Source organism: Paraburkholderia sp. GAS32, from assembly GCF_050434225.1.
Taxonomy (GTDB): Bacteria; Pseudomonadota; Gammaproteobacteria; order Burkholderiales; family Burkholderiaceae; genus Paraburkholderia; species Paraburkholderia madseniana.
Genome location: NZ_JBNPVS010000049.1, coordinates 1 through 13,968, shown reverse-complemented (window position 1 = coordinate 13,968; position 13,968 = coordinate 1). Strand labels below are relative to the sequence as shown.

Annotated in this window: 13 protein-coding genes; 4 read left to right on the top strand and 9 right to left on the bottom strand. The window is 60.3% G+C overall.

Annotated features, from left to right (window positions below; all coding sequences use genetic code 11):
- Nucleotide 1: 1 nt before the first annotated feature.
- Entirely contained in the window at nt 2-799 is a 798-nt protein-coding gene (locus P3T25_RS38850) for a 3-hydroxybutyrate dehydrogenase (protein ID WP_154567270.1), read from the bottom strand.
- 222 nt (nt 800-1,021) lie between these two features.
- Between P3T25_RS38850 and P3T25_RS38845 the strand changes: the two genes are divergently transcribed.
- On the top strand, nt 1,022-1,993 hold the full coding sequence (locus P3T25_RS38845) for a potassium channel beta subunit family protein (protein WP_429362442.1): 972 nt from the start codon (nt 1,022-1,024) through the stop codon (nt 1,991-1,993).
- A gap of 220 nt (nt 1,994-2,213) precedes the next feature.
- Entirely contained in the window at nt 2,214-3,059 is an 846-nt protein-coding gene (locus tag P3T25_RS38840; protein WP_054042170.1) for a 23S rRNA (adenine(2030)-N(6))-methyltransferase RlmJ, read from the top strand.
- Between the two features lie 82 nt (nt 3,060-3,141).
- Here the strand turns inward: P3T25_RS38840 and P3T25_RS38835 are convergent, their stop codons facing one another.
- The 4 genes from P3T25_RS38835 to cueR all read right to left on the bottom strand — a co-directional run bounded on the left by P3T25_RS38835 (nt 3,142) and on the right by cueR (nt 5,908).
- Nucleotides 3,142-4,188, bottom strand: a complete 1,047-nt coding sequence (locus P3T25_RS38835) for an ABC transporter substrate-binding protein (RefSeq protein ID WP_171928109.1) — start codon at nt 4,186-4,188, stop codon at nt 3,142-3,144.
- 273 nt (nt 4,189-4,461) lie between these two features.
- Complete coding sequence (locus tag P3T25_RS38830) at nt 4,462-4,815, bottom strand: hypothetical protein (RefSeq protein ID WP_154567273.1); 354 nt, start codon at nt 4,813-4,815, stop codon at nt 4,462-4,464.
- A 229-nt stretch (nt 4,816-5,044) separates the two neighbouring features.
- Nucleotides 5,045-5,191 carry a DUF3563 family protein gene (locus tag P3T25_RS38825; RefSeq protein WP_074284875.1) on the bottom strand — a complete coding sequence of 49 codons (147 nt, stop codon included), beginning with the start codon at nt 5,189-5,191 and terminating at the stop codon, nt 5,045-5,047.
- A 294-nt stretch (nt 5,192-5,485) separates the two neighbouring features.
- Complete coding sequence (gene cueR / locus P3T25_RS38820) at nt 5,486-5,908, bottom strand: Cu(I)-responsive transcriptional regulator (protein ID WP_154567274.1); 423 nt, start codon at nt 5,906-5,908, stop codon at nt 5,486-5,488.
- Between the two features lie 123 nt (nt 5,909-6,031).
- Between cueR and P3T25_RS38815 the strand changes: the two genes are divergently transcribed.
- Both P3T25_RS38815 and P3T25_RS38810 read left to right on the top strand, forming a co-directional pair.
- A complete protein-coding gene (locus tag P3T25_RS38815) occupies nt 6,032-6,250 on the top strand; it encodes a heavy-metal-associated domain-containing protein (protein WP_154567275.1) in 219 nt (72 codons plus the stop codon).
- A 13-nt stretch (nt 6,251-6,263) separates the two neighbouring features.
- Nucleotides 6,264-7,184 carry a dTDP-4-dehydrorhamnose reductase family protein gene (locus P3T25_RS38810; RefSeq protein ID WP_154567276.1) on the top strand — a complete coding sequence of 307 codons (921 nt, stop codon included), beginning with the start codon at nt 6,264-6,266 and terminating at the stop codon, nt 7,182-7,184.
- A 110-nt stretch (nt 7,185-7,294) separates the two neighbouring features.
- On the opposite strand, the gene P3T25_RS38805 is transcribed toward P3T25_RS38810, so the two are convergent.
- From P3T25_RS38805 to P3T25_RS38790, 4 genes are all read right to left on the bottom strand, one after another.
- Nucleotides 7,295-10,909, bottom strand: a complete 3,615-nt coding sequence (locus tag P3T25_RS38805; protein WP_429362438.1) for an error-prone DNA polymerase — start codon at nt 10,907-10,909, stop codon at nt 7,295-7,297.
- A gap of 5 nt (nt 10,910-10,914) precedes the next feature.
- Nucleotides 10,915-12,717 (bottom strand): Y-family DNA polymerase, encoded by a 1,803-nt coding sequence (locus tag P3T25_RS38800; RefSeq protein WP_429362436.1) that lies wholly within the window; start codon nt 12,715-12,717, stop codon nt 10,915-10,917.
- On the bottom strand, nt 12,617-13,456 hold the full coding sequence (gene imuA, locus P3T25_RS38795) for a translesion DNA synthesis-associated protein ImuA (protein ID WP_154567279.1): 840 nt from the start codon (nt 13,454-13,456) through the stop codon (nt 12,617-12,619). Before imuA ends, P3T25_RS38800 begins: the two co-directional genes overlap by 101 nt.
- A 310-nt stretch (nt 13,457-13,766) precedes the next feature.
- Nucleotides 13,767-13,968: hypothetical protein (locus P3T25_RS38790; protein ID WP_429362434.1), on the bottom strand; the 202-nt coding region annotated here is incomplete at its 5' end.

The window sequence follows — 13,968 nt, the reverse complement described above, 5'->3', positions numbered from 1 at the left end:
CTTATTGCATGTACCAGCCGTGGCTCACAATAAAGGACTGGCCGGTCAGCGCCGCAGTCGGGAACGTTGACAGGAACAGCACCGTCTGCGCGACGTCTTCAACCGTGGTGAAGATGCCGTCGACCGTGCCACCCAGCATCACGCGCTTGATCACGTCTTCTTCGCTGATGCCGAGCTCCTTGGCCTGCTCGGGAATCTGCTTGTCGACCAGCGGCGTACGCACGAAACCCGGACACACCACATGCGAGCGCACATTGTGTTTCGCGCCTTCCTTGGCCAGTACGCGTGAGAGCCCCAGCAGCGCATGCTTGGCCGTCACATAGGCGGACTTCAGCGGCGACGCTTCGTGCGAATGGACCGAACCCATGTAGATCACGATGCCGCCGCGATCGTCTTTGTACATGTGCTTGAGCGCGGCCTTGGTGGTGAGGAAGGCGCCGTCCACATGGATGGCCTGCATCTTCTTCCAGTCGGAAAACGAATAGTTTTCGATCGGATTGACGATCTGGATGCCGGCGTTGGAAATCAGAATATCGATCGAGCCGAGTTCCGCCGCGACTTTATCTATGCCCTGGTTGACGGCGTCTTCGTTCGTGACGTCCATTGCCACGCCGATTGCCTTGCCGCCGCCCTGTTTGATTTCTTCAGCGACGGCATTGGCGCCGTCCTGGTTCAGGTCGGCGATCGCGACCGCCGCGCCCGCGGCGGAAAGCGTGAGCGCAATCTGCTTGCCGATGCCGCTCGCGGCGCCCGTAACCACCGCAACCTTGCCATTCAGATTCGTGTTCAGTGACGACATCCAGAACCTCCATGCAGTTGATGAGCAATGAGACCACGGACCGCAGGCGGCGTGAAGCCAGCCAAACGGCATAGACCGTTCAGCCGAATGCTGCACTGCGGCCAACGCTGCTATTGTGCATGAACCGTGTGAACTGCATCCGTAAACTGCACATCGAGCCTTATCTCTTTAAACTGGACGTTTCAGCGGGATTCCGGCGGCATCACTACCAAGGAGGAATGCATGAATTATCGACGTCTGGGCCGTTCGGGCCTGCAAGTCAGCGAACTGTCCATCGGCTCATGGGTCACCTACGGCAATCAGGTAGATCATCGTGCAGCGCGCGAGTCGCTCGCAGCCGCGCGCGATGCGGGAGTCAACTTCTTCGACAATGCCGAGGTGTACGCCGCCGGCCAATCCGAAGAAATCATGGGCCAGGCGCTCAAGGAATTGGCATGGCCGCGTGTGAGCTATGTGGTATCGACGAAATTTTTCTGGGGTCTCAACGAAGCGCCGAACCAGTACCACACGCTGAACCGCAAATATCTGCTGAACGCCATCGACACATCGCTCAAACGCCTGCAACTCGATTATGTCGATCTGGTGTTCTGTCATCGTCCTGACCCGAACACGCCGGTCGAAGAAACCGTCTGGGCCATGAGCGACATGATCACGCACGGCAAGGCCCTGTACTGGGGCACATCCGAATGGAGCGCCGACGAAATCCGCGCCGCTTACGAGATTGCTGAACGCCATCATCTGCACAAACCGGTCATGGAGCAGCCGCAGTACAACCTGTTCCACCGCAAGCGCGTCGAGCAGGAATACAAGCGGCTTTACGAGGATATCGGCCTTGGGCTGACCACCTGGAGCCCGCTCGCGTCCGGCCTGCTCACCGGCAAGTACCGCGACGGCGTACCTGCCGATAGCCGTGCGCAACTGCAAGGCTACGACTGGCTGCGCAAGCAGGTCACCGATGCCGGCAAAAACAACGTGGTCGGCAAGCTGGGCGAAGTGGCCGACGAGCTGGGTTGCACGATCGGCCAGTTGGCGATTGCATGGATTCTGAAGAATCCGAATGTGAGCACCGTGATCACCGGCGCGTCGCGCGTCGAACAGATCGGCGAGAATATGAAATCCGCCGAGGTGGCGGAACGGATCACGCCGGAGATCAAAGAGCGGATCGAGGCGGTCATCGGCGACGCCTACGACTGAGCGGGCGCGCCGGACCAGTCCAGACCCGATTGGACCGGTCCGGTCCGCGGAGCATGGCCCGCGCACCATCGGGGCTATGTCACGCGCAACGCACTAAGGAGTGCGGCGCGGCGTCGCGTACAATACGCGACCGCGCTGCACTTCAGTTGTGCTGCCGCATTGCACTCGCATCGCCGAATCCGCCGTGGACCGGCACGCCCTCTTTCAGTGTCTCCTCATCATGCTCAGCTACCGCCACGCCTTTCATGCAGGCAATCACGCCGACGTTCTGAAACACGCCGTCGTGTTGCAGCTACTGCGCTACCTCGGCCAGAAGGACAAAGCCTACTGGTATATCGACACGCACGCGGGCGCCGGCGTCTATTCGCTGAAGGAAGGCTATGCGACGAAAACCGGCGAGTTCCAGACCGGTATCGCCAAACTGTGGGAGCGTAACGACCTGCCGTCGGTCTTCGCGGAGTACGTCGACGAAGTGAGCGCGCTGAATCCTGACGGCCAGTTGCGCTTCTACCCGGGCTCGCCGTATATCGCGTGGCGGCAGATGCGCGAGCAGGACCGCATGCGCCTGTTCGAGCTGCACACCACTGAAATCGACGTGCTGCGCCATAACTTCCGCGACGCAGGCCGCCGTGCAATGCTTTATGCAGGCGACGGCTTCGACGGCATCCTCGCGTTGCTGCCGCCGGCGCCGCGCCGCGCGCTGGTGCTGCTCGATCCGTCGTACGAAGACAAGCGCGACTACACGCGCACGCTGCGCTGTGTCGAAGAAAGCCTGAAGCGCTTTCCGACCGGCACCTACGCGGTCTGGTATCCGCAGGTAAGACGCCTTGAATCGCAGCGCTTCCCCGATCAGTTGAAGAAGCTGCAGGAGCGCAACTGGCTGCATGTGAGCCTGACCGTCAGCAATCCGCCGACCGACGGCTTCGGGTTGTTTGGCAGTGGCATGTTCATCCTGAATCCGCCGTATACGCTGGCGAAAACGCTGAAGGACCAGATGCCCTGGCTGGTCGAGGCGCTCGGCGAAGACAAGGCCGCGCAGTTCAAGGTCGAATATCGCGGCGATTGAACAACGCCCCAGGCCGCACGTGGACGCCTTACCCAGCGGTATGACACGCGCGCGCGGGTAAATCATCCCGCCACCAGTCCGCTTACTTGAGTTGCGCCGCCTTGTGGGCGAAATCGTTGGTATAGGTTGCGTTCAGGTCGATCTTTTTCGGATCGAGGCGGTTATCGAACGACGACAAAGCACGCAATGAGGTCGCCGGACCATCCGCGGGCATCAAGCCATCCGGCGAATACGCGTCGCGCACGTTGTGGAATGCCTCCACGTAGAGTGCCGAATCGTTGAGCAAATAGGCCGGCGGCACCATCTTCAACAAATCGGCGTCGCTCACGGTCTGCAACCAGTGGTCCGCGCGCACGATCGCATTGGCGAGCGCCTGTGTCGTCTTCGGATACTTCTGAATGAAAGTCTCCGATGCGTAGAGCGTCGCCGCCGGCATCGTCCCGCCGAATACCTCCTGCGTGCCTTTCACGGTACGCGTATCGACCAGCACTTTGATCGCGCCGCTACGCTCCAGCTTGGTCATCATCGGGTCCACGTTGGACAGCGCGTCGAGCTGACCGCCGCTCACCGCAGCCAATACCGTGGCGCCACTGCCCACGCCGATCGCCGAAATCTCGTTGCGCTGCACACCTGCCTTGCGCAAAGCCACGGTAAGCACCAGATCCGTCGACGAACCCGGCGCGCTCACGCCAACTTTGGCCCCCTTGAAGTCCGCCAATGTCTTGATCTGATCCGCCTTCGACTTCAGCACCGCGACAACGATCTGCGGCGCGCGGCCCATCAGCACGAACGCGCGGTAGTGTTGCCCCTTTGCCTGCATGAACAGCGTGTGCTCGAATGCGCCGGCTCCCACGTCGGCGCTGCCCCCCACGACCGCTTCCAACGCCTTCGACCCGCCCGCGAAATCTTCGAGTGTGACGTCGAGCCCTTCGTCCTTGAAGTAGCCCAACTGCTGGGCGGCGAGTACCGGCAAATAGTAAAGGCCCGGCAAACCGCCAACGGCCATCGTGAGCGTGGGCTTTTCCGGTGTGTCTTTGGCAAGCGCGACGCCGGGCAGCGTCGCGGGTACGATCAGCGCAAGCAACGTGGCGCAGGTACCGACGGCACGCCGCATCCAGTGAGTAGGCATTTGATGTCTCCTTGTTCTGTTTTCATTGACGCGATGGCGCTGCGTACGATGCATGATCCACATCGTTGGCGAGAGAGTGCGCAACGATTGTCGTCGGACGGTGTCGCGCACGCCATGCATCGAAACCCGAATGGCGTATGTAGTGTCTCGCGCGTTAGCTGAAGACGCGCATGCACATGCGGCAGCACGACAGAGAACCCGCCGCTCGAAGCGTCAACGGATGGGTGGAAAAGAACTACCGGGAGATATCGCGCCGGAGACCCTTATTGCGGCTTATTGCGACCGGGGCACGGGACGAGTTTGCGGCTGCGGTTGTGGCGACGGCGTGCCGCCGCCGACAGGCACCGGGATGTAGGGCGCGACAACGAACGGTATCGACGAATTCGGCGCCAGCTCCGTGGGCGTTGCGATAGGCTGCGCCCCTACGATCGGCTGCCGCGAGAGCGGCGCGGTCTGCAGCACGGTGCCGCTCTGCCCGTCGCTGATGCCGCTCTGCGAGTCGAGTATCACGGGCTTGCGAGCGGTATTGCTCGACGCGGCGAATGTAGCCGATACGGCAAAAACCGTTGTCAGCGAGGCTGCGGCAGTCATGGCCAGGACGGATTTGAGCGAGTGGACAGGAAGCATGGGCGGACCGGTTGAGTTTGAGAATGCCGGATTGCGCAGAAAGCGCCTTACCTTACCGCGACGGCAACCGTCAGGCTAGTCGTTATTGGCCATGAGTCGCCTTGAAGCGCCACTTGCCGTGAAATTCTTGTGGTTCAGATGTGACAAAGCCCCGTCTATACGGGGCTCAACACTTTACTGCAATGGCTGCGCACGAGCGCTGCCGGGTCAAACTTGATGCAGTTGAAACTTACAGCGAGTAGCCGTTGGTTTCGAGCGAGCGGATGCGCTGTTCGAGCTGAACGATATCCGACGACGACGCCAGATAGGCTTCACGACGGCTGCGTTCTGCAGTTTCAAACCAGGTGCTCAGCTTTTCAAGTACGTATGCAAACATGATGTTCTCCAAGGATCAGATTGAATCCCCGGTGAGTTCTGCATCAGGGATTTCCCGTAAAAGGGTTAACCCGGATTATAGCCTTATGGTGCAACCTTGCTAGTGAAATGCCCGCATGACGTGCATTCCGTTTTGGAATGGTGCACGCTCGTGGTGCACTTAAGTCGTTGATTTATCTAAATTCAAGACGGCTTTTTTGCGACGATTGATACTGCCCCATATTAATTTGCACCATTCAGGTGCTTTTTGAGGCTCGGTTGCGATAACGCCCTCGACAGGTTGCACTTCGCGCTTTCAAATCGAGTGACAACCCTTCCCCGACACCAGATCGGTATCGGCGAGCCGCTCGATAATCGGGCAATCCGGGCGCTCGTCGCCGTGACAATGGTCCGCCAGATGCGCCAATGTGTCGCGCATGTCGGTCAGTTCGGCGATGCGGCGATCGAGCTCCGCAACGTGCTCCAACGCAATCGTCTTCACTTCGGCACTGGCGCGCGACCGGTCGTGCCACAGCGCCAGCAAGCGGCGGATGTCTTCGACCAGAAAACCAAGACGGCGCGCCTGCCGGATAAAACGCAGCGAATGGACCTCCTGCGGCCCGTATACGCGATAGCCGGCGCTCGTGCGCGCCTTCGCTGCCAGCAGGCCCACGCTTTCGTAGTAGCGAATCATCTTCGCCGTGACGCCCGACGCACGGGCCGCTTCACCGATGTTCATGACTGTTTCCCCAGGGTGTGCGTCGATCGTACACCTTCCCATAGTGGGAAGGTCAGCCACTCAATTGCGCATCGGCAGGCATAATTCAAGCATCGCAACATTCATTTTTTCAAGGCAATCCCGATGACGATCGAATTCCAGGTAGAAGGCATGAGCTGCCAGCATTGCGTGGCGGCGGTCACGAACGCAATCCGTGAACACGATGGCGCCGCTAAAGTCCAGGTCGATCTGGCATCCGGCCGCGTGGCGGTCGAATCGGCACAACCGGTTGACACGCTCAAAGCCGCAATCGACGAGGCCGGTTACACGGTGACCGGCGTGACCAGCGGCCCAGCCCGCTAAGCGAGCGACCGTCATGTTCAAAGTTGCGGTCATTGGTGCTTCCGGACTGCTTGGCCGGGCTCTCGTCGACGAACTGGCACAGCAGGCAGATTGGCAAGTTGTCGCCACGGCGTTCAGCCGGCCGGGGCCGAACACGGTCGCGCTGGATATTCGCGATGCGCGGGCGGTCGAGCAATTTGTCGAGCGCGAAGCACCGGACGCGCTCGTGATTGCCGCGGCGGAGCGTCGGCCTGATGTATGCGAGCACGATCCGGCGCTCGCCCGGGCGTTGAACGTCGATGCGGTGCGCACCCTGGCCGCGGCGGCAAAGCGGCGCGGCGCTTGGGCGCTCTCGATCTCAACCGATTACGTGTTCGACGGCACGCACCCGCCCTATCAGTACGATTCCGCGCCCGCGCCGCTCAATGCCTATGGGCGCAGCAAACTCGAAGGCGAGCGAGCGCTGACGGAATCCACCGATCTCGGCTGCATACTGCGTTTGCCGCTGCTCTATGGGCCGATCGTCGATTGGGCAGAATCGGCGGTGACGAGTCTCGTGCCGGCGATTGCCGCGTCGGCTTCACGCGAGGGCAAGGCCGCCGTCATGGATGCATGGGCGATTCGCTTCCCGACCTTTACACCGGACGTCGCGTTCGTGATCCGGCAGATGCTCGAACGGCATGCGCGTGGCGATGCGATCTGCGGCATCGTGCAATGGTCGGGGGATGAGCCGATGAACAAGTATGAAATCGCCGTGCGGCTGGCCGAAGCGCTGCAACTCGATGCGCAACTGACGCCAAAACATACGCCCACCGACGCGACGCCGCGCCCGCATAACTGCCACTTGGCGTCGGACCGGCTCGAGGCGCTCGGCATTGGCCGCCGCACGCCGTTCGACGTTGCGATCCGGCAAGTGCTGGCCGCATTTCCGTGGCGGGGCGAGACGGCGGCGTAGCTGCCCGGCAACGAGCTTGATAACGACGGCAGGTACTGCTCGCGTTTCTACGGCCCGGCGACACGCCAACCTGCCGTCGGGTCCGCAAGCTTAACCACAGTTGGTCCGCATCAATGAAAATCGCGGCTCGCCGTAGCCAGTTCGCCGAGCCAGTCGCTGTGATCTTCAAGTCGATGCGCGACGAGATGGATCACCTCGCCCTTCTGTTTCCGTTTCGCGTTGCCCGCTTTATTTGCGTTCATCACATTGCCGGCGCTGTCACCGCCGGTAGAAACGCCATCGTCACGCTGCAAGACGCCATACACCGCCAGCAATGACGAACCCAGCAGCACCTTGCGTTGCTTTTCCACCAGCGCCGGCCAGACGATCACGTTGATCGAACCGGTTTCGTCTTCGATGGAAACGAACACGGTGCCGTTTGCCGTGCCCGGCCGCTGCCGCACAGTGACGATACCGCAGGCGCGCGCCAGCGTGCCGTGTCCGCACGCGGCAAGTTCTGCCGCCGTGCGAAAACGCTGTCTGGCAAGACGCTCGCGCAATAGCGCGAGCGGATGACGATTGAGCGTGAGGCCGATGCTCGCGTAGTCGTCGACGATCTCGCGACTTTCGGCTGCCTGCGGCAATGCCAGCGGCGCTTCCGCGATCGGCGCATCGCGCAGCAGCTTGGGTACCGTGTGCTGCGCGGTCACCTGCCACCACGCTTCGCGCCGATGGCCCGCAATGCTGACCAGCGCGTTCGCCGCGGCCAGCGCTTCGAGATCGCGCCGCGTCAATGCCGCGCGACGCGCCAGATCGTCGACGTCAGCAAACTGTGCGTCGCTACGAGCCGCCATGATGCGTTCGGCCGCTACCTGTGAAAGACCTTTGATCAGATGCATGCCGATGCGTACTGCCGGACCGCGTGCACCATAGGTTTTCGAAGATTGAAATACGCGTGCGGTCAGCTGTTTTGCCGCACGCCTGATCGTCCGGGCTAATGTGAAGCGCCGCAACGACAAGTCACGGAATTGCTGTGCGGACAATGCGCCCTGCTGACGACGCAAACAGGCCTCGCTCGATGAAATCCGCTGCCCTTCGCGACCACGTTGTTCGAAGGTCGACTCCCAATCGCTCAAGGTCACGTCAGGCGGTAATACCTGGACACCGTGACGCCTGGCATCCTGCACGAGTTGCGACGGTGAATAAAACCCCAACGGCTGACTGTTCAGCAATCCTGCAAGAAAAGCGGCCGGCTCATAACGTTTCAACCACGCGCTGAGATAGACGAGCAAGGCAAAGCTTGCCGCGTGGCTTTCAGGAAAGCCATATTCGCCGAAGCCTTCGATCTGTTTGCAGATGCGCTCGATGAACTCTTTTTCGTAACCGCGCGCCGACATGCGGTCAGTCAGATCCTGCTGATACTTCGCCAGATTGCCGCTGCGCCGCCATGCGGCCATCGCGCGCCGCAATTGATCGGCCTGCTCACCAGTGTAGAGCGCGGCAACCATCGCGAGGTGCATCACCTGCTCCTGAAAAATCGGTACGCCGAGGGTGCGCTCGAGCACGGGGCGTAACTCCTCCTTAGCGTAGTCCACCGCCTCCAGACCCTGCTTGCGGCGCAGATACGGATGCACCATGCCGCCCTGGATCGGCCCGGGCCGCACGATCGCGACTTCGATCACAAGATCGTAGTACTTGTTCGGTTTCAACCGCGGCAGCATGCTTTGCTGCGCACGCGATTCGATCTGGAATACGCCGATCGTATCGGCATGACCGCACATCTCGTAGACGGCGCGATCCTCGCGCGGAATATCCTGCATCCTGAATTTCGGCAAGCCGCGCCGCAAGGCGACGAATTCCAGCGCGCGCCGGATCGCCGACAACATGCCGAGCGCCAGTACGTCGACTTTCAATAGTCCGAGCGCATCGATATCGTCCTTGTCCCACTCGATCACGCTGCGGTCTTTCATCGTCGCGTTCTCAATCGGCACGAGTCGCGACAGCTTATCTTTCGCAATCACAAAGCCGCCGACGTGTTGCGACAGATGACGCGGAAAGTTGCGCAACTCTTTGGTAAGGCGAATCAGATTCTGCGTGATGTGCGAGTTGGCAGCGAAGCCCGCTTCGGCCAGATATTTGGCGACCGCATCCGTGCCGTCCCACCATTGCTGCGATTTGCTCATCCGCTCAATCAATGACGCTTCGAGTCCCAACGCCTTGCCGACGTCCTTCAGCGCACTGCGCGCATGATAGGTGATCAGCGTTGCAGTGAGCGCAGCGCGATGGCGACCGTACTTCCCATAGATATATTGAATCACCTCTTCCCGACGCTGATGCTCGAAATCGATGTCAATATCAGGCGGTTCGTTACGCGCGCGCGAGATGAACCGTTCGATCAGCATGTTCATGCGCACCGGATCGATTTCCGTCACGTGCAGGCAGTAACATACGATCGAGTTGGCTGCCGAACCACGGCCTTGGCACAGTATGTTTCTGGAGCGCGCGAAGCTCACGATATCCTGTACCGTCAGGAAGTACTTTTCGTATTTCAGGTCGGCGATCAGTTGCAGCTCTTTTTCGATCTGATCGATTCGTTTGAGATCCATTCCTTTCGGCCAGCGCTCCATCGCGCCGGCCATGACCAGTTTGCGCAGATAGCTTGATGGCGATTCACCGGCGGGCACCAGTTCTTCCGGATACTCATACTTGAGTTCGTCGAGCGAGAAGCGACATAGGGCGGCGATACGCAGCGTTTCTTCGAGCGTGTCGCGTGGATACAGTTTGCCGAGCCGCACGCGAGTGCGCATATGCCGTTCGGCATTGGCCTCGAGCGCGTGACCACACGCCGATAGCGGTGTGACGAGGCCGATCGCGGTCAAGGTGTCCTGTAACGGCTTGCGCGATCGCACATGCATCAGGACGCCCCCTGCTGCCACCAAAGGCAAACCACTCGTTTTTGAAATCATTCGCAATGCGTCGATCTGAAGATCGTCGCTGCCGGTTTGCCAGAGTTCGAGTGCGATCCATGAGCGTTGCGGCGCGAACGATGCCAGCCAGTGCGCACAACGCAATGTGTGCGAGAGCGTCGCCGTGCGCTGCGGCACTAGGATCAGGACGCAATCGGGCAAGGCTTTGAGATGCTCTAGATGCGGTAGCGAGTCGGTGAAATCGGATGGACCGAGGCGATAGCTGCCTTTGTCCGCACGCGAACGGGCCAGCGTGATCAGTTCGGAAAGATTGCCGTAGCCATTGCGGTTGGTTGCGAGCGCAACCAATGTGCAGAACGGTTCGCCTGCATCGTCGGTCAGATTGAGTTCACTGCCGATGATGAGGTGAGGGATTGGTTTTAGTACCTCGTGGTCAAGGGTTTCTTGTTTTGAGGCTTCCTGTTTTGAGGCTTCCTGTTTTGAATCCGCTGGCGTTGTAGCCGCCGGCTCTGCTACTTCTTCTAATGACGTTCCTGCCTGCGCGGCTTTCGCTTTGTCTTCGCGCTCCTTCTGCTGGCGGTCCCGCTCCTGCCTGATTTCTCTCACCGCAGTGTGTGCGCGTACGACGCCCGCCAGTGAGCATTCATCGGTGATCGCGAGCGCGCTATAGCCGCACGACATCGCCTGCTCGACCAGTTCATGCGGATGCGAAGCGCCGCGCAGAAACGAGAAATTAGTCAGGCAATGCAACTCCGCATACGGCGGCAATTGGGCCGCAAGCGCCTGCTCTAACAAGAATGATGGCTGAGAATTTTCCATGATGCTCAGCCGAATAAACCCTGCAGATACCACTCGCCACCAAGACGTTCCCGGTACACCCAGAACATATGGCCACGATCATCTGCCGCAACGTAGTAATCCCGCTCAACGAGGTTACCGTCCCACCACCCTGCTTCAATCCGTTCGGTACGCGTGAGCATTTTCAGCGGCCGACGATAGATCGGCCGCTGGTCGCGCATCATCAGGCGCAGCGGTTTGTCGAGCATCCAGACGGGGCGAGGCTGCGATGGCAATGCACTGTCGGGCAGATCGAGTGAGGTTTGAGCATCGGCCGGTTGTATTACGAATAGGCGGCTGCTTTTAGCGTCACTCGCTTTTTCGGACTCGCGGGATATGTACTCTGGGTGCTCTGGATGTGCTGTGCGTTCCGCCTGTTCCGCTTGTCTCGCCGCATCGTCGTCTGCGCGCACGCTCTCCAATGCAGCGTGCTGCAACTCATCGGTCAGCCAGGTTTTATCCGCTTTGATTTTTGTCTTAGTCTTCGCAGACGAACGCTTCTTGCGCGAAAACGCTTGCGCCTGGTAGGCCTCGACGCGCATTGCCCGCTCGGGCCGATGATCGTCCTGCACCGACATCTGCAACACGTTCTCCGGCCCCAAACGCGCGCTCAAGCGTTCAAGCAGACGTGCAATCGAATCGCCGTCTGATTCGGGCATTGGAAACAAAGTGTCCGACCGCCCTGCATACTCGCCGATCTGATCCGCGACCAGCTTCAACTCGATCACGGGCGCCACCAGAACCGTCTGATTCAACTTCTCACGCAACAGCCAGATCAGATGCTCGGCATCACGCGACGGTATGGCCCAAGCGACCTTCAGACTCGACGTCTTCGGAGCATGGCGGGATGCCAATTCATGTTCGAGCAACAACGTATATCCACTGAGCGCTGCATGATGCGCGCTCAACCATCCGGCCAGTTGCACAATCAGCCGACGCGCGGCAAACAGTAATGCATCGGCACTATCGACCCGCGACGGCAACTCCAACTGAGCATGAAACGATGCCGGCGCGCGGAACGATTCGCGCGGATCCGGGCGCGCACCATACGCCTGCGCCAGCAGATCCAGAATGCCGCTGCCGAAACGCCGCACGACACCCGACCTTGGCAATTGCCGCAAATCGGCCAGCGTCGCGCAACCGACATGCGTAAACGCATCGCGATCCGCCTGCGAAACCGGCAACAACAACACGGATAAGCGGTCGAGGACCCGCGCAAGCGACGTTTCCTTTATCACATGCCAACGATGCCCCTGCCGATCGGCGTGCGCCTGAGCCAACAACCACGCTCCCCAGGCTGTCGGTGCACACGCGATGCGCGCCGTATAGCCGAATTCAGCCACCGTCGCGGACACCCGAGACAACAACGCGCGCAAGCCGCCAAACAACCGCAAGCCGGAGCCGACTTCCAGCAACAAGGTATGCGCGTGCCCGAGCGACACCTTCGGTGTGTACGTCAGCAAAGCGAGCGCCATCGCTTCGAACGCCTGAGTTTCGCGGGCTGTGTCTGCGGCAAGCATCTTGAGACCGGGCGCCAAGGCCAATGCGTACGAGCGCGACTGACCCGCATGCACCCCGGCACGCAATGCGTCGAAATCCGGCATCAGGATGTGCGCGTGGTCGGCCAGCGCATAGCAACGCGCCTCGGTGACGCTGTCGACCCCCGGAGGTTGGCTTGTCTCGCCGGATTCACACCGATTCGGCTTCGCGGGCGAACCATCCGGAAGCGGTTCGAGAGGCTTCACCGCTTCCAGCGACAAGAGTGGCAATGTGACTGCGATCCACAACATGTTTGATCTCTCGTCCTTGATTGCTACCGATTCCGCTTTCCGGCAACAAGACGCTTTGTAATGGCAAAATGAGACGCAGGGGTTCCGCTAGCGGCGGGCCGCGGCGCTTGAAGATGTCGATCGAAATACCAATCTCCTGCAACCATTGACGACGATTGATCGTCTGCGCATTGGCCGGCAAGAGCGGCTCGCAGATCATCCGCAATGGCGCCGGCGAAGATTGCGTGGCTGCCTCGACAGGCCGGATCAAAAATGCCAACGATGCCGACTCCTGAGCCGCCACCTGCAGACGCCGAACCTTATCGGCGCGCGCATTCGGCAGCCATACCAGCACTGCGCCGATGCCATCCTGCTTCAACGCTTGAGCAGCGGCCCACAGAGACTGGTCTTCACTCGAGCGCACCCATAAGACGCGTTCGACATCGATACCCCAGGCCCTCAATGCCGAAGCACAGGGCTGGTAAGGGGGCGCCACGAGCATGACGTGCCGTTCGGCTTGTGCCGTAAGATGCCGAAGCGCGCGGGCCAGCAGGCGCAGTTCGCCGACTCCTCCGTGCTCAATCAATAACTCTGTCAGGCCGCCGGCCGACCAGCCCTGCCCAGGCAGCAGTTGATCCAGCGCAGCATAGCCGCTGGAAATCACCCGCGAGTCCGCCTCGGCAAGCTCATTGCCCTGCCACACCTGACGCCGCAATTGCGACGACAACGCTGTCGTCGCCAGATGAATCGCTGCTGCCATAGACACGCTCGTTCAATAGGGAATACTCCACCCTGCCCGGCATCGGGCACGCATGGGGTGACGAGTTTTCACTGTATATTTATACAGTATTCTGTGGCGGATGTTAAGGCAAGGCGATGCGACGAAGCGCGCGCAGGAGGGAAATAAAAAGGGGTGGTGAAGCTATTTTTGTTGCAGATTTTTCGCCTGCGGGAGAGCTACCTTTTGGCGCTGCCGCTAGGCAAAGGGCCCGATTTCACGTGCTCCGGGAGGGATGAGAAGAGCAGAGAGCCTGCGCATGCATGCCGCGGAATGGACAAGAGCCAACTGGTTACGCGACCGCGCTGCGGATCGGGAAGGAGTGATACCGGCAGGACAGGAGCCGCACCGGACAGGGTCTCACGGTGGCGATGTTTTCAGATGGCTGGTTTTTGCCGCGTAAACGCAGAAACCCCACCTTTTCGGGGTGGGGTTTCTGGTCTTGCAGGGGAGCCTGACGATTACCTACTTTCACACGGGAATCCGCACTATCA